This window comes from Sedimentibacter sp., assembly GCF_038562225.1.
In the GTDB taxonomy this organism is placed as follows: Bacteria; Bacillota; Clostridia; order Tissierellales; family Sedimentibacteraceae; genus Sedimentibacter.
The window spans coordinates 34,121-50,029 of sequence record NZ_JBCFAS010000002.1 but is presented as its reverse complement, the minus strand read 5'-3'; the positions used below and the strand labels follow the sequence as shown (position 1 = coordinate 50,029).

Below are 15,909 nucleotides of genomic sequence, written 5' to 3'. Positions count from 1 at the left end.
TAAAATAGTAGTGGTAAATTATACCCACAATGTGGTATAATGTGCCCAGTAGGTGGTAGAAAATGTTTACTGGTGAATACATACATTCATTTGATGAAAAGGGAAGGGTAATCATACCTTCGAAATTTAGAAATGAGTTGGGCGAAACGTTTTATATAGGAAAAGGCCTGGATAAATGTTTGTTTGTTTATCCTGTTGAAACATGGAATGAATTCGTCGGTAAACTCAGAAACCTTTCCACCTTCAACAAACAGGAAAGATTTTTTTTGAGACAGTTTGTTTCAGGATTTTCTGAATGTACTTTTGACAAACAGGGAAGAATACTGGTACCGCCGCAACTTCGCGAGTTCAGCGGTCTTAACGAAGAAGCTGCTATAATAGGGGTTATAGACAGAATTGAAATTTGGAACAAAGACAGTTGGAATGATTACTCCAACAATGACGAAATGGATTTTGACAGCATTGCAGAAAAGATGTCAGATTTGGGGATAGGATTATAAAGGAGGAGTCACATGGATTACATGCACAAATCGGTTTTATTGGACGAATCAATAGAAGGCCTTAACATTAAGACAGATGGAATTTATGTGGATGCTACCTTGGGAGGGGGAGGGCATACTCAGGAAATACTGAAAAGGGCAACAGCCGGCAAGGTTATCGGCATTGACCAGGATGATTATGCCATTGAAAGGGCATCAGAAAAGCTTAAGGACTTTCCGAATTTTATACCGGTAAAGAGCAATTTCAGCAATATTAAAGAAGTTTTGGAAGATTTGAATATAGAGAAAATAGACGGAATCATATTCGATTTGGGAGTTTCATCTTTTCAGCTGGACATACCGGAAAGAGGGTTCAGCTACAACTACGACATGCCTCTTGACATGAGGATGGACAAAAACCAGACAACTACCGCACGACACATAGTAAACGGCTATGAGGAACACGAGCTTTCCAGAATACTGTGGGAGTACGGTGAAGAAAAGTGGGCTGCGAGAATAGCAAAATTCATAGTGCAGGAACGGGAGCACGAGTTCATTGAAACAACCGGACAACTTGTAAGCATAATAAAGAAGGCCATTCCGAAGCAGGTCAGGCAGGAAGGCTCACACCCGGCGAAAAGAACGTTTCAGGCAATAAGGATTGAAGTGAACCATGAACTGGAGATACTTGAAAACACAATCAAGGATGCTGTGGAAGCATTGAACAGGGGCGGAAGAATAAGCGTAATAACTTTTCATTCCCTGGAGGACAGAATAATAAAGAACTCATTTGCAGATTTGAACAAGGACTGCATTTGTCCGCCGGAATTTCCAAAGTGTATGTGCGACCACAGGCGCAAGCTTAAAATAATCACAAAGAAGCCAATTTTACCATCAGACGAAGAGTTGACTGAAAACCGCAGGGCACACAGTGCCAAACTAAGAATAGGCGAAAGGGTGTAAATTATGTCGGCATTGAGAAAAGAAGCAGTTGAATTTGATTATGCACAGGAAAATGCGGTATATTCTCCAAACAAAAAGCATATAAAAAGAAAAAAGAAGAACAACGGCATGATTGAAAATTTAAAGAACACAGCAATGATAGCCGCCACATTCATGCTCGGACTATTAATTATCTATAATTATGCTGTCATTACGGATAAGCAGATGGAGCTTAACAATCTCAATCAGGAAATAACTGATTTAAATGACGACATAGACCAATACAACATTGCCCTGGAGAGTATAAAAAACACCAACAGCATTGAAGAAATGGCAAAGGCTTACCTGGGAATGAATTATCCCACCAGAAAGCAAACCGTATTTGTTGACTTTGCATATGGAAGTTCGGAAACTACCAATGATGAAACCGCAGCACAGGCAAAAGACGAAAACTTGTTTGTAGGATTGATAGACAAGGTGGCAAGTTTCATTAGATAGGGGGTACCATATGAAAAAGCGCGTAAAGAGCAATACTAACCTTCAGAATAAAAAGCGAATGTTGGTATTTTTGCTTTGCTTTTTTTTAGCTACGATTGCACTGGTTATAAGGCTTGGGTACATACAGCTGATCAAAGGCGAGGAATACAAGAAGCAGGCTATGGAGAACTGGTCCAGAGACATTACAATCAGCGCCAAGAGAGGAACGATATATGACGCCAAAGGCAAGAAGCTTGCCGTAAGCGTCAATTCGAATACCGTAACATGCTTTCCGGCAGACGTGAAGAAGGGTGTGCAGTCTCAGGAGAACGTTCAGGAAGACGATGACAGTGAGGATGAAAGCTTCATTACAGGCCTTTTAAAAAAGATAAACAAATCAATGTTTTCTGATACGAAGACTGCAGCCGATGAAATACCGGTGAACACAAGCACGCCTGAACAGACGGCACAGATTCTGGCAGAAATTCTTGAAATGAACTATGATGATGTATTGAAGAAAATAACATCCAATTATTCTTACGTGGTTCTGAAGAAATGGATAACGGACGAACAGGCGCAGAAGATCAGGGAACAGGGTTTAAGCGGCATAAACATAATCGAAGACAACAAGAGGATTTATCCATACGGAAATTTCGCTCCATATGTAATAGGATTCACAAACGTTGACCAGGACGGACTTTACGGAGTTGAAGCAACATACAACGACTATCTGACAGGCGTTCCTGGAAGAACCGTTGTAAATACAGATGCCTACGGGAGAGAATTGCCTTTTGGTTACAATGAATATTATGAATCCCAGGACGGTCTGGGAGTTGTTCTTACAATAGATGAAGTAATTCAGCACTACGCAGAGTCAAGCGCTGAAAAGGTTCTAAAGGACTACAATGCCAAGAGGGCCACAATAGTGGTAATGGATCCGAACACAGGCGACATTCTTGCCCTGGCATCTAAACCGGATTATGATCCCAACGAACCAAAGGAACCTCAGGATGAAAAAATAAAGGCGGAATGGGAAATCCTGCCGGATCAGGAACTCCAAAAATCCTGGTTTGACATGTGGAGAAATCCTGCTGTAAATGACATATATGAACCTGGTTCAACTTTCAAGCTCATAACTACTGCTGTCGCACTGGAGGAAAATGCGGCAACTATTAATTCCACATATTTTTGCGACGGGTTTGTAAGACAGATACCCAATGAGAACATCAAGTGCTGGAGATATTACAGGCCTCACGGACAGCAAACCTTGTCGGAAGCCATACAGAATTCCTGCAACGATGCGCTGGCTCAGATAGGGCTTGACATAGGAAAGGATGCATTTTACAAGTATATAAGAGCTTTTGGCTTTGAAGAACAGTCCGGCATCAAGTTAAACGGCGAAGCTATAGGGTTGGTGAAGGAACCGGATAACATGAAGGATGTGGATGTGGTAACACAGGCTTTCGGCCAGGGTGTAGCTATTACTCCCATACAGCTTGTTACGGCAATTTCGGCCATTTCAAACGGAGGCAATCTCATGCAGCCGAGAATCGTCAAGCAGCTCATTGACGAGGAAGGAAATGTTATAAAGAATTTTGACACGGTCATAAGGAGAAAGGTTATTTCCCAGGAAACATCAGAAATAATGCTCCAGATAATGAGGGAATCAGCAGAGGCAGGAACCAAGCAGGCGTACAGAGCCGGATACAGAATCGGCGGTAAATCAGGAACTGCGCAGAAGGTTATAAACGGACATTACGAGGACGGTAAGTTCATATCATCATTTGTAGGCGTGGCACCGGTTGACAATCCCAGGGCTGTGACACTGGTAATGGTTGATGAGCCTGACCGCAACATAGGATACTTTGGCAGTATTGTGGCAGGACCTGTGGCTGCGGACTTGCTTGAAAATATTTTGAAATACTACGATGTCGAACCTGTTTATACTGAAGAGGAGCTTGGTAAGGTCGAAGCGCAGACCGTCGAAGTTCCGGAACTGTTGGGACTTACCATATCAGAGGCAACTGACAGGCTGATTAACGCGGGACTTGAAAGTAACATTACAATCGAAGTCGATGCAGACAGAATTGTAAAATCACAGTTTCCGAAAGCCGGCGAAAAGGTTGTTAAAGGTTCGGTTGTCACATTGATGCTTAATTAGAACGGAACGCACTGCGTTCCGTTTATTTATTTTTGACCGCCCTTTGTCCTTCAATTCATAAAATCTTAATAATCTTTTGAAAATTAAGGCAATCAGTATTATTGTATTATGATTTTAATTATGATAAAATTGCATATAATAACATACACTTTTATTAGGGGAGCAATATTATGGATATTAAAAATTTGCTTAAGGAAATTGAACATATTAGTTTCGAAGGAAACGACACTGTTGACATAAATGGTATCACCAATGACTCCAGAAAAGCAAAAAAAGGAGATATTTTCGTGGCCATAAAGGGTTTTACATCAGACGGACACAAGTTTATTGATGATGCAATAAGAAACGGAGCGTCTGCCGTCATGTGCGACCATGTTCCTGAAGAGTCAAAGGGAACAAGCAATTTTGTGGTGGTGAAATCTCCAAGGGAATCCATGGCTCCTGCCGCCAACATAATCTATGGCCGCCCATCGGAAAAGATACATATAGCAGGTGTCACCGGAACGAACGGAAAAACAAGCACCACATACCTGCTGCAGGGAATATACGACCACCTGGGAGAAAAGTCCGGAATAATCGGAACAATGGGTGTGCTTATAGGAGAAGAAAAAATCAAGATTGACAACACAACTCCGGAAGCTGCAGACATTCAGCGCTACCTTTCTAAAATGTCAGAAAAAAACATCACTCACTGCTTCATGGAAGTGTCGTCACATGCCCTTGAACTGAACAGGGTTGACAATGTAAACATTGAAGTTGGAATATTCACCAACCTTACAAGAGATCACCTTGATTTTCACAAGACCATGGAAAATTATTATCAGGCAAAGAAAAAACTGTTCTATCTCACAAGGGTCAACAACATAATCAATGTGGATGACACTTACGGCCACAGGCTATACAGTGAGCTGAAGGCTGACGGTGTAAAAGCTCTGTCTGTGGGAATAGAAAATGAGGCTGACATAAAGGCTTCCAATCTGACAACAACCATGAAGGGAACCAGTTTCGATCTTGACATTATGGGAGTCAGGAAGAAGGTTCATGTTAACACACCAGGCAAATTCAGCGTGCTTAATTCATTGGGCGCACTGGGTGCCGCATATGCCATGGGAGTGGCAGCAGACGACATTATAGATGCCCTTTGTTCAATCAAGGGAGTGAAGGGCAGATTTGAGATTCTAGAAAATAATCTGGACTGCACAATCATCCTTGATTTTGCCCATACCCCGGATGGTCTTGAAAAGGTCATGGAGACAATCGATGAGTTTGCCCAGGGAAGAAAGATCGTCATGTTTGGAGCAGGCGGAGAAAGAGATTTGTCAAGGAGAGCACCAATGGGAGAAATTGCCGGCAGATACTGCGACCTGAGCATACTGACATCCGACAACCCGCGCTTTGAGGATCCCTACGACATATGCATGGAAATTTCCAAGGGAGTGGAAAAAGCAGGCGGAAAGTTTGAAATAATCGTGGAGCGCGACAGGGCGATTTACTACGCCATAGATAATTCCAAAAGCAATGATGTAATACTGTTAGCAGGAAAATCCACCGAGCCCTATCAGGATATGGGAACCGAAAAGGTGCCTTACGATGAAGGCTATATAGCAAAAATGGCAATAAGAGACGTAGAGAAAAAAAGAGGATTAAGGGAATAGACACAAAGGAGTATAATATGCAAGGCAGCGTACAAATAATCAGAGTAATTATAGTATCATTTTTAATAGCGTTGTTTCTGGGACCGGTGGTAATACCGGTATTAAGGCGCCTGAAAGTTGGACAAAGCATAAGGGAGGAGGGCCCTAAGTCTCACTACAGCAAATCGGGTACACCAACAATGGGAGGAATAATAATTGTCCTTTCTGTGGTTATCTCAGTTCTGACCAGTGGCTACTACACCCGTGAAGTGTGGGCTGTGCTGTTTTTTATGCTTGGGTTCGGTTTTGTGGGATTTCTTGATGATTACATCAAGGTGGTGCTCAAAAGAAACCTTGGCCTTCGGGCATATCAGAAGATAATCGGCCAGGTGGTGTTTGCGGTTTTACTGGGAATGTACGGAGCAAGGTTCAGTGCTTACGGAACAAAACTTGTCATACCGTTTATGAATGCATATATTGATTTGGGAGTGCTTTATGTTCCTTTTGTGACATTTGTTGTGCTGGGAACCGTAAATGCGGTTAACCTCACTGACGGTTTGGACGGTTTGAACACCGGAGTGACGCTGATTGTAATGGCTACATTCAGCCTCATAGCAAACAGCCTTAAGGGAACAAACGAAATATACGAAGGTGTTGCAATAATAAGTGCGGCTGTTACGGGAGCATGTCTCGGATTCTTAAGGCACAATGCAAATCCGGCCAAGGTGTTCATGGGAGACACCGGATCTCTTGCATTGGGAGGGGCAGTATCAGCAGTAGCTGTCTTATCCAATTTTGTGCTTCTTATTCCCGTAATCGGAGGAATTTATTTTGCGGAAGCCCTGTCGGTAATAATTCAGGTGCTTCACTACAAAAGGACAAAAAGAAGAATATTTAAAATGGCACCCCTTCACCATCATTTTGAAATGTGCGGGTGGAAGGAAACAAAAGTTGTGGGAGTTTTTTGGATAGTGACTGTAATATTGGCATTTATAGGCATTTATTCAATATAGTCACATAAAATTATAGTGGGCTTAGAGAGGTTAAAAATGAAAGACAAGAAAGTGCTGGTCATCGGACTTGGAGTATCGGGAATAGCGAGCATCAAGGCATTGAATAAGCTGGGAGCTGAAATATACGCATACGATGAATCCCCAAGGGAAAAATTGGAACAAAGACTTCATGAATTAAAAGGAATAAAAGCCGAATATTATTTTGGAAGCAGCGACATAGATAAAATTAATATGGAAGAGCTTGACTTTGCCATTAAGAGCCCGGGCATAAAGTACGAGGTTTTAATTGTGCAGAAGCTCATGGAGAAAAACATCAGGATTATCAGTGATGTGGAGGCAGCCTATGAGATTTCTGATGCTACCTTCATTTCGGTTACAGGAACAAACGGAAAAACCACAACCACAACGCTCATAGGTGAAATTGTAAAGGAAAGCGGAAAAAACTGCAAGCTTACGGGAAACATAGGATTCGGCATTTTTGACGATGCCATGAACTCAAAATCAGGCGATATTCTTGTGGCCGAAGTCAGCAGCTTTCAGCTGGCTGGAACATATGAATACAAACCACACATCAGCGTCATAACAAACATCACACCGGATCATATGGATTACCACCACACCATGGAAAACTACGTGGAGGCAAAGTTTAAAAATGTCATCAATCAGGATGAAAACGACTTTGCCATATTAAACTACGAAGACGAAACCATCAGAAATTATTCTGAAAACATAAAAGCCAGGAAAATTTTCTTCAGTTCAGAGAGGGTTCTGGAAGAAGGCATTTACGCTCATGAGGGCAGGATGCTTTACAGCCGTGAAGGTAAGATCGAACATATAACATACACAAAGGATATATTCATTCCAGGCAGACATAATCTTGAAAATGCAATGGCGGCAGCAGGTGCAGCCATAGCTCTCGGCATTGATGCAAAAACCATCGCCAGGGTGCTCAGGGAATTCAAGGGCGTTGAGCACAGGCTTGAATTCTGCGGCGAATACAACAATGTGAAATTTTACAACGATTCAAAGGGCACTAATCCGGATGCTTCAATAAAAGCTGTGCAAGGGATTGAAAAGCCCATTATTTTAATTGCCGGAGGCTATGACAAGAAATCAGAATATGACGATTTCATCAAATCCTTCGACGACAAGGTAAAGGCTTTGGTTCTCTTAGGAAAGACTGCGGATGATATTGAGAAATGTGCACTAAACTATGGTTTTACAAACATATTCAAGGTTGGCAGCATGGATGAGGCCGTTAAAAAATGTTTTGAATTAAGCGTGTCAGGAGACAATGTGGTTCTTTCTCCCGCCTGCGCAAGCTGGGATATGTATCCCAACTATGAGGTGAGGGGAAGAGATTTCAAGGAAAGGGTAAAGTATTATGGAGGAAGCGGTACGCAAATCTAGCAGAAAATCTGTGGACTGGGTTTTGGTGTTTAACATAATAGTATTGGTTCTTTTCGGGTTTCTGATGGTATACAGCTCCAGCTATCCGGACGGATACTATAAATACGGTGGCGATCCTTTTTACTTTTTGAGAAAACAGGTTATTGCCGCCGTCATTGGACTGGCAGGAATGATTTTTTTCACCAACATACCCTACAAGATATATGCAAGATTCAACAAACTGATTCTTATTGCATGCATCGGATTTGCCATGCTTACCGTGATTATGGGAATTGCTTCAAACGGAGCCCAAAGGTGGATAAACATAGGCGGTATAACATTCCAGCCTTCAGAAATAATTAAGATAGGCGGAGTTTTATACATGGCGGATTATTTTGACAGAAACCGCAAAAATATGAGTTCCTTCACAAAGGGTTTCATTCCATCCATGGCTTTCATCGGCGTGTTCTGCGGGCTGATTGCCATGCAGGATGACTTAAGCACTGCCATAATTTTGGGTGGTACGCTGATGGTAATGTTCTTCTGCGCCGGTGCCAGACTCAGCCACCTGTTTTTGCTTGTCGCAGCAGCAGTGACAGGCGTTGTGGTGATGATTGCCATGCAGCCCTACAGAATAACCAGAATAATTGTATTCTTCGATCCCTTCAAGTACAAACAGGACCAGGGATGGCAGATAATCCAGTCTCTGTATGCCCTGGGAACAGGCGGGCTCTTCGGCATGGGAATAGGGAAAAGCAGGCAGAAGTTTTTCTACTTGCCTGAAGCATACAACGATTTTATCTTTTCCATAATCGGAGAAGAAATGGGATTCATAGGCTGCGTATTCCTGATGCTGGCCTTTGTGGTATTTGCATGGAGAGGACTGAGGATTTCCATGAACACGGAAGATTTTTTCGGAAGCCAGACTGCTCTTGGGCTGACAACTCTGGTGCTTGTTCAGTTCATAATTCACATTGCCGTGGCCACATCATCAATGCCTCCTACCGGAAGGGCTCTGCCGTTTATCAGCGCAGGAGGTTCATCACTGATGTTTCTTCTGTGTTCCATGGGAATACTTTTAAATATTTCAAAATATTCGAATACATACAGAAACTAGATGCCCTAACCCCATTTTCAGAGTCTTTTTTCTGAAAATGGCGGTAGGTCATTCGCAACGATTATGATTTACCCAATTTCTTCGACCATTAAGGAGAAAGAAATTGTTGGTAATTCAAACGCAATGAGTTCCATATTCGCATGAGCGAAAGCGAATGAGCAAATATGTGAACGAAACTGAGCTTCCCAATGTATGCGACCGAAGGAAGCAAATACATTGGTGAATGAGACTGCGCCTATTTATAACAGTTATTTAAATTATTAAAAGGAACGTGATTATTAAATGAAAGTGCTTATAACAGGAGGAGGAACCGGAGGCCATATAAATCCGGCGCTGGCAATTGCCCAAAAGGTTAAAGCCCAGGACCCTTCCAATGAAATATTGTACGTGGGAACCAAAAACGGCATGGAAAGCGAGCTTGTTCCCAAGGCAGGATTTGACTTCAAATATGTTACAGCGAAATATCTGAGAAGAAGCTTAAGTCCGGAAAACATTAAGACACTGCTGGCTTCGGCCAAGGGAGTGATGGAATCATTAAAAATAATAAAAGACTTCAAACCGGACATAGTAGTTGGAACAGGCGGATATGTCTGCGGCCCTGTGGTTCTGGCAGCCAGCCTCAGGAAGGTGCCCACGATGATTCACGAGCAGAATGTCTTCCCGGGAATCACTAACAAACTTCTGTCAAAGGTCGTAGATGTTATCGGCATAAGCTTTGCGGATGCCGAGAAATATTTCCCGGAAGAAGCAAGAAAAAAGCTGGTGCTTGTGGGAAATCCGGTAAGAAAGGATATACTTACCACTGACAGAAAAAGGTCAAGAGCTAACTTTAAGCTGAATTCTGACGATATATTTATATATTCCTTCGGCGGAAGCGGAGGCCAGATAAGCCTTAATGAATCCATAACGGAAGCCATAGCTCACTACAACGGTAAGAAAAACATAAGGATTCTTCATATTACAGGGAAAAAGCACTATGAGAAGTTCATGGCAGAGCTTGACAAAAGGGTAAAAATTGAAAATAACATTGAAGTGAGAGACTATATGTACGAGGCTGCGGCGGCACTGTCAGCATCAGACATAGTAATCGGAAGCGCCGGAGCCATAACCATTGCTGAAATAACAGCTATCGGGGTACCGTCCATTCTGATACCGAAGACGTATACAGCCGAGAACCACCAGGAATACAATGCAAGGGCCCTTGAGAAGGAAGGAGCTGCAAAAGTCATACTTGAAAAGGACTTGGACGGCCAAACCCTCGTAAAAGCCATTGATGAGATCATTGACAATAAGAATGTGCTTAAGGCAATGTCTTTTAACTCAAAGAGGATGGGAAACACCGACGTGGAAAACAAAATCTATGAGACCATGGTAAATATCATCAAGCAGAAATCCAAAAGTAACAAGTAATGAGACCTTGCATAACATATATTATGATTATCAAATACGAGTAACAAGTGCAAGTTATTAATATAATAACTTGCATCATATTCTTCGGATGGATAATCATTTCGTTGCCGGATTAACTTTCTCCGGTATCTATGTTACTTGTTGCGGAGGGATAAAATGGGAAGCTTTATAATTGAGGGGAGGAACAGCCTGGAAGGAATAGTCGACATCGGTGGTTCTAAGAATGCTGCACTTCCTATATTGGCCAGCACGGTTATCAGCGGAAGAGAATATCTTCTTGAAAACATACCAGATATAGAAGATGTAAAGGATATGCTGGAAATATTGCATGACATGGGCTGTATTGTGCAATATGACAACGGGGTTACCTTGATTGACACCCGGGGACTTAACACATGCCAGGTTCCTGAAAAACTTGTAAGAAAAATAAGATCTTCCATAATACTGATGGGAGCGATTCTTCAAAGAACAGGAAATGTTGAAATAGCATATCCGGGAGGATGCGAGATAGGACTCAGGCCCATAGACCTGCATCTTAAGGGATTGAGGAAGCTTGGAGTTGAAATAACAGAAAAAAGCGGACTCCTTGTGGGAAAGGTAACTGAGCCTGCGGGAGCAGAAATCCTGCTTGACTATCCAAGCGTTGGGGCAACAGAAAACATTATGCTTTTTGCTGTGGGAATACCTGGCAGGACAGTTATTTACAACCCTGCCAAGGAACCGGAAATCGTAGATTTGCAGAACTTCCTGAATGCGTGCGGCTATGCGGTCGCAGGAGCAGGGACAGGTTCAATCGTTATTGATGGAAAAGAATCACAAAACACAGACACTGTAGAATATAAGATCATATCCGACCGTATTGAGGCAGGAACTTATTTGAGTGCAGCGGCATCGATGAAGAGCAAAATCTACATAAGAAACATTGAAAAATCTCACTTCAAGTCAATAACCTCAATATATGAGGATGCCGGATGTGAAATAAGAGAAACACATGGGACAATTGTAATTACAAACAAAGGAAAAATAAATGCGGTGGAAAAGGTAACAACTCAGCCTTATCCGGGATTTCCAACCGACATGCAGGCGCAGTTCATGGCCAGCATGGCAACAGCCAACGGCATATCCATAATAGAGGAAACAGTCTTTGATTCACGATACAAGCATGTGCCGGAACTTCAGAAAATGGGTGCAAACATAACAACCATCGGAAGGGTCGCAGTTGTTGAGGGCGTCGACAGGCTCTACAGCGCCGAGGTCGATGCCAAAGATCTTCGGGGGGGAGCAGCGCTTGTGATTGCAGCACTGGGAGCCGAAGGAACCACCAAGGTGAACAACATATATCACATAAACAGAGGATATGAGAAGTTTGTAAAGAAGCTTCAGAATATAGGTGCTGTCATAACAGAAGCCAAGGATTGATAGTGTACTGTCCTGCATGGATCGCCGAAGAGTCCAAAAGGTTTCTTCGGCGCGTTCTGAATTGCAAATAAAAAAATTCAGGTACTAAAATGTCAGATGAAAACAACCATAAACGAAAGAAAAAGAAAAAGAAGAAAAAGTTCAGCAAGCTATTTGTCAGCACAGCAGCTTTTTTCACAGCTGCTGTAGTTGTTGTTTTTTGCCTTTATTATGTATACTTTGAGACACCTTACTTTGAGATAGTTCAAATCGATGTTTCAGGTTATTCAACATATGACAGGGAATACATAACTGAAAAATCCGGAATCGATACGGGCGAAAGAATTTTATCCGTAGACAGGGACAAGGTTAAAGAAAAGCTTGAAAAGGAAGTGTACGTTGAAAGCGCACGGGTGGTTTACGAACTTCCGAACAAGGTGTATATTCAGATAAAGGAAAGAGAAGAAAAGTATCAGGTATTCTACAACAACGAATACATAGTGACTGACAAGGACGGATATGTACTGAGAATATCACCTGAAAAAAATGAGCTGCTTACTATTGAAAGTTTAACCCAGGTATTATACAATATAGGAAACGTGGTGGAGTTTGACGGAATAGGCAACATTAAAAACATTCTAGACACCATCGCATATTTAAACAGCGAGTTCGGCAGTGAGACTATAAAGGGAATGACCGCCGGCAGGAACAACAGCGTAATAATTGACACGGAGTATGGCACACAGATAAGGATAAAACTTGACGAAGACATAAAGTATCAGATCATATTCGCCATGAAGATTATTAATGAACGATTGAATAACAACCTGACTGTAACGTCAGGATTGATAGATTTTACAAAGGGGGACAGTCCGGTATACATAGAGGACTATAAAATGGAGGAATACAATGAGTAAATTGTGGCAAAGATTAATGCTGTTCGGGATAAGTTTGATTTTGGGAGTTGTCTGCATGGCGCAGATAAAGACCACCAACAATGTCCTTGGAGATGAAAATCCGCAGGACAGGGCGGTCGAGCTTGACAGCGAACTTTCGGAGCTCCAGCGGGAGAAGAAAAAGCTGAACGCCGAGCTTGAGCAGCTGAAACAAACTGCAAAGGACAATGAAGAGATTTTCAGCGCCAAGCAGGCTGAGCTGGAAAGACTCGCATCTGAACTTGAGAAGCAGCAGATTCTGTCGGGATACTACGACGTGAAGGGACCCGGAACAATCATAACAATAGATGCGGATCCGAATCCATATGTGAGCCTGGCTTCAAGCCATCAGTACATTCTGGCTCTCATAAGCTATCTCAACAATGCAGGCGTGGAGGCAATTTCCATCAACGGACAAAGGTACACCAACTACACGGAAATAGTTCCGGTTTTGGACCACATCAACGTAAACGGGGTTGCAATGGTTCTTCCTCTTGAGATAAAAGCAATTGGAAATACAAGGACCATAGAGGCGTCACTGAATTTCGTGGGGGGTATCGTATCGCAGCTTGGACAGATAGGCTATACAATAGATATTGAAAGTTCAAGCGAAATATTTATCAACAAGTATGACGGTGAAAAGCAGTTCAAGTATGCCGTACCCATAAACATTGAGGAAGAGCAGTAAGAGGGGGAGATTCCAATAAAGAAAAAAAGTTTTAACATATTGATGTTTCTTCTTGCCGTTATTGTTTCTGCAGTCATAGTCAACGGATCTGATGCCAATGTGGATGAAAATACAATTTACATTGTGAAGAACATAAGCAAGTACAAGGATAAAATAGAAGAAACAAAGACTGAAGTCAACGAACTGAAAACTGAGGTTTCAAATCAAAAAAATATCATAAACGGTTACCATGACGATAATTTTCTTGACGAAATCATAGATATGAATTATAAAATCCAGGAGCTTAAGTTCTACAACGGATTTACTGACGTGCGGGGGCCCGGAATAATGTTGAGGGTTTCAGACAGCACCAGCGAAGATGAAAACCTGGATATAATGGAAAAGATAGTGCATGACGTTGATATAACCGTTTTGCTGAATGACCTGAAAAGCGCCGGGGCGGAGGCTATTGATGTCAACGGCAAAAGAATTGTAAACATATCGGAGGTTGTGTGTGCCGGTCCTGTGTTGAAGATTAACGGTGAAGCCGTTCCTGCTCCATTTGTCATCAGAGCGGTAGGTGACCAGGAATCTTTGTACAGTGTAGTTGCGGATGAAGGAACGTACGCATATGACCTGAAGAACAAGTACGGAATGGAGGTTGCTGTTATGATGAGCTACAACCTTTCGGTTCCAAGCTTTAACGAAAAAAATTCTCAGATAAAATTTGCGCAGGGCGCAGAATAAGGGGTTGAAACAAATGATATATGTTGTTGCCGGCTTGGCTATCGGAGTTGTTGCAGGTTTGAACTTAAACCTGGCCTACAATCCTGAATATGCAGTTTATATTTCCTTGGCAGTGCTTGCATTGCTCAATTCAATTTTCAACATGGTTTCCGACAATTTGAAGAGTGAGCTTACATCGGTCAAAAGCGTAAGCTATCTTGTAAGCGACCTGGCATTTGCTATGGTTTTGGGATACGTTGGAGAAAAATTGGGCCTTCCTGTCTACCTTGCTGCGGTATTTGCATTCGGAAATAATATTTATAATAAGTTGGGGATTATGATTAATGTTTTGCTTGAAAAATATAATAAAAACAAGTAAACTATTTAAAAATGTGTATGAAAATTAATAAATATGTGATATAATATTTTTTATAATAAGAAAAATTTTCTCTCGTTTAGGAGGTCAATATATGTTTCAATTTGAAGAACCATCAGAAAGACTTGCGAATATTAAGGTTATCGGCGTAGGCGGCGGCGGAAACAATGCGGTTAACAGAATGATTGAAGCCGGCGTAAGAGGCGTTACATTTATAAGCGTAAATACGGACAAGCAAGCATTATACACATCAAAGGCAGAAATAAAATTCCAGATTGGAGAAAAATTGACAAACGGGCTGGGCGCCGGATCAAAACCTGAAATAGGCGAAAAGGCTGCAGAAGAAAATAAGGCTGACATTGCTGAGCTTGTTGAAGGTGCAGACATGGTGTTCATTACCGCAGGCATGGGCGGCGGCACCGGAACAGGAGCAGCTCCATACATTGCAGGTGTTGCCAAAGAACAGGGAATTCTTACGGTGGCCGTAGTTACTAAACCCTTCATGTTCGAGGGAAAGAACAGAATGAAGAATGCTGAAGCAGGTCTTAAAAAATTGAAAGAAAATATCGATACTCTGGTTGTAATACCAAACGATAAACTCCTGGAAATATCTGATAAGAAGACAACAATGCTTGAAGCTTTCACTCTGGCAGACGATGTTTTGAGACAAGGTATACAGGGAATTTCAGATCTTATTGCAATTCCTGCCATAATGAACCTGGACTTTGCCGACGTTGAAACAATAATGTCAGGTCAGGGTTTGGCCCATATGGGTATAGGACAGGCCACAGGAGAAAACAGGGCACTGAATGCCGTTAAACAGGCAATCCAAAGCCCGCTTCTTGAAACTTCAATAAACGGTGCAAGAGGAGTGCTGCTTAACATCACAGGCGGCACAAACATGGGAATCCATGAAGTGAATGAAGCTGCTAAGCTCATAGAGGAAGCTGCAGATCCGGAAGCAAACATTATTTTTGGAGCCAATATTGATGAAACAGTTGGCGATACCATAAAGATCACTGTAATAGCAACAGGGTTCGGTGAGACAAAGGAAGCCGAAACAAAGGGTGCCAAGACTGATCCTGCCAAATCACCCAAGGATGACAAGGCACTAAAAGACAACAACCCGTTTGATTTCACAATTCCAAATTTCCTAAACAAGAAAAACTAAGATTAACCGGAGCC

15 protein-coding genes are annotated in these 15,909 nt (G+C 42.2%); all 15 read left to right on the top strand.

The window, feature by feature from the left end; all coding sequences use genetic code 11:
- Window positions 1-62: 62 nt before the first annotated feature.
- Window positions 63-500, top strand: a complete 438-nt coding sequence (mraZ, locus tag AAGU76_RS06865) for a division/cell wall cluster transcriptional repressor MraZ (protein WP_342484733.1) — start codon at window positions 63-65, stop codon at window positions 498-500.
- Between the two features lie 12 nt (window positions 501-512).
- Window positions 513-1,442, top strand: a complete 930-nt coding sequence (rsmH, locus tag AAGU76_RS06860; RefSeq protein WP_342484732.1) for a 16S rRNA (cytosine(1402)-N(4))-methyltransferase RsmH — start codon at window positions 513-515, stop codon at window positions 1,440-1,442.
- Window positions 1,443-1,445: 3 nt separating this feature from the next.
- Window positions 1,446-1,919, top strand: coding sequence for a hypothetical protein (locus AAGU76_RS06855; RefSeq protein WP_342484731.1), 474 nt, complete (start codon window positions 1,446-1,448; stop codon window positions 1,917-1,919).
- 10 nt (window positions 1,920-1,929) lie between these two features.
- A complete protein-coding gene (locus AAGU76_RS06850; protein ID WP_342484730.1) occupies window positions 1,930-4,059 on the top strand; it encodes a penicillin-binding transpeptidase domain-containing protein in 2,130 nt (709 codons plus the stop codon).
- Window positions 4,060-4,229: 170 nt separating this feature from the next.
- Window positions 4,230-5,714, top strand: coding sequence for a UDP-N-acetylmuramoyl-L-alanyl-D-glutamate--2,6-diaminopimelate ligase (locus AAGU76_RS06845; protein WP_342484729.1), 1,485 nt, complete (start codon window positions 4,230-4,232; stop codon window positions 5,712-5,714).
- A gap of 17 nt (window positions 5,715-5,731) precedes the next feature.
- Window positions 5,732-6,706, top strand: coding sequence for a phospho-N-acetylmuramoyl-pentapeptide-transferase (gene mraY / locus AAGU76_RS06840; RefSeq protein ID WP_342484728.1), 975 nt, complete (start codon window positions 5,732-5,734; stop codon window positions 6,704-6,706).
- Between the two features lie 36 nt (window positions 6,707-6,742).
- The gene (gene murD / locus AAGU76_RS06835; protein ID WP_342484727.1) at window positions 6,743-8,116 is read left to right on the top strand and encodes a UDP-N-acetylmuramoyl-L-alanine--D-glutamate ligase; all 1,374 of its coding nucleotides are present in this window, start codon (window positions 6,743-6,745) and stop codon (window positions 8,114-8,116) included.
- The gene (gene ftsW / locus AAGU76_RS06830) at window positions 8,091-9,212 is read left to right on the top strand and encodes a putative lipid II flippase FtsW (protein ID WP_342484726.1); all 1,122 of its coding nucleotides are present in this window, start codon (window positions 8,091-8,093) and stop codon (window positions 9,210-9,212) included. Before murD ends, ftsW begins: the two co-directional genes overlap by 26 nt.
- 282 nt (window positions 9,213-9,494) lie before the next feature.
- Window positions 9,495-10,622 (top strand): undecaprenyldiphospho-muramoylpentapeptide beta-N-acetylglucosaminyltransferase, encoded by a 1,128-nt coding sequence (gene murG, locus AAGU76_RS06825; protein ID WP_342484725.1) that lies wholly within the window; start codon window positions 9,495-9,497, stop codon window positions 10,620-10,622.
- A gap of 156 nt (window positions 10,623-10,778) precedes the next feature.
- Entirely contained in the window at window positions 10,779-12,041 is a 1,263-nt protein-coding gene (gene murA, locus AAGU76_RS06820; RefSeq protein WP_342484724.1) for a UDP-N-acetylglucosamine 1-carboxyvinyltransferase, read from the top strand.
- An 89-nt stretch (window positions 12,042-12,130) separates the two neighbouring features.
- Window positions 12,131-12,937 carry an FtsQ-type POTRA domain-containing protein gene (locus tag AAGU76_RS06815; RefSeq protein ID WP_342484723.1) on the top strand — a complete coding sequence of 269 codons (807 nt, stop codon included), beginning with the start codon at window positions 12,131-12,133 and terminating at the stop codon, window positions 12,935-12,937.
- Complete coding sequence (locus AAGU76_RS06810) at window positions 12,930-13,643, top strand: DUF881 domain-containing protein (protein ID WP_342484722.1); 714 nt, start codon at window positions 12,930-12,932, stop codon at window positions 13,641-13,643. Before AAGU76_RS06815 ends, AAGU76_RS06810 begins: the two co-directional genes overlap by 8 nt.
- 42 nt (window positions 13,644-13,685) lie before the next feature.
- The gene (locus AAGU76_RS06805; protein ID WP_342485696.1) at window positions 13,686-14,369 is read left to right on the top strand and encodes a DUF881 domain-containing protein; all 684 of its coding nucleotides are present in this window, start codon (window positions 13,686-13,688) and stop codon (window positions 14,367-14,369) included.
- Between the two features lie 13 nt (window positions 14,370-14,382).
- On the top strand, window positions 14,383-14,727 hold the full coding sequence (locus AAGU76_RS06800) for a DUF1290 domain-containing protein (RefSeq protein ID WP_342484721.1): 345 nt from the start codon (window positions 14,383-14,385) through the stop codon (window positions 14,725-14,727).
- 91 nt (window positions 14,728-14,818) lie between these two features.
- Window positions 14,819-15,895: a cell division protein FtsZ gene (gene ftsZ, locus AAGU76_RS06795; RefSeq protein ID WP_342484720.1), complete on the top strand. Its 1,077-nt coding sequence runs from the start codon at window positions 14,819-14,821 to the stop codon at window positions 15,893-15,895.
- Window positions 15,896-15,909 lie beyond the last annotated feature (14 nt).

Bases quoted from the DNA above. Each gene is read 5' to 3' on its own strand.
- mraZ (WP_342484733.1), top strand. From the start codon at position 63: ATGTTTACTGGTGAATACATACATTCATTTGATGAAAAGGGAAGGGTA.
- rsmH (WP_342484732.1), top strand. From the start codon at position 513: ATGGATTACATGCACAAATCGGTTTTATTGGACGAATCAATAGAAGGC.
- AAGU76_RS06855 (WP_342484731.1), top strand. From the start codon at position 1,446: ATGTCGGCATTGAGAAAAGAAGCAGTTGAATTTGATTATGCACAGGAA.
- AAGU76_RS06850 (WP_342484730.1), top strand. From the start codon at position 1,930: ATGAAAAAGCGCGTAAAGAGCAATACTAACCTTCAGAATAAAAAGCGA.
- AAGU76_RS06845 (WP_342484729.1), top strand. From the start codon at position 4,230: ATGGATATTAAAAATTTGCTTAAGGAAATTGAACATATTAGTTTCGAA.
- mraY (WP_342484728.1), top strand. From the start codon at position 5,732: ATGCAAGGCAGCGTACAAATAATCAGAGTAATTATAGTATCATTTTTA.
- murD (WP_342484727.1), top strand. From the start codon at position 6,743: ATGAAAGACAAGAAAGTGCTGGTCATCGGACTTGGAGTATCGGGAATA.
- ftsW (WP_342484726.1), top strand. From the start codon at position 8,091: ATGGAGGAAGCGGTACGCAAATCTAGCAGAAAATCTGTGGACTGGGTT.
- murG (WP_342484725.1), top strand. From the start codon at position 9,495: ATGAAAGTGCTTATAACAGGAGGAGGAACCGGAGGCCATATAAATCCG.
- murA (WP_342484724.1), top strand. From the start codon at position 10,779: ATGGGAAGCTTTATAATTGAGGGGAGGAACAGCCTGGAAGGAATAGTC.
- AAGU76_RS06815 (WP_342484723.1), top strand. From the start codon at position 12,131: ATGTCAGATGAAAACAACCATAAACGAAAGAAAAAGAAAAAGAAGAAA.
- AAGU76_RS06810 (WP_342484722.1), top strand. From the start codon at position 12,930: ATGAGTAAATTGTGGCAAAGATTAATGCTGTTCGGGATAAGTTTGATT.
- AAGU76_RS06805 (WP_342485696.1), top strand. From the start codon at position 13,686: ATGTTTCTTCTTGCCGTTATTGTTTCTGCAGTCATAGTCAACGGATCT.
- AAGU76_RS06800 (WP_342484721.1), top strand. From the start codon at position 14,383: ATGATATATGTTGTTGCCGGCTTGGCTATCGGAGTTGTTGCAGGTTTG.
- ftsZ (WP_342484720.1), top strand. From the start codon at position 14,819: ATGTTTCAATTTGAAGAACCATCAGAAAGACTTGCGAATATTAAGGTT.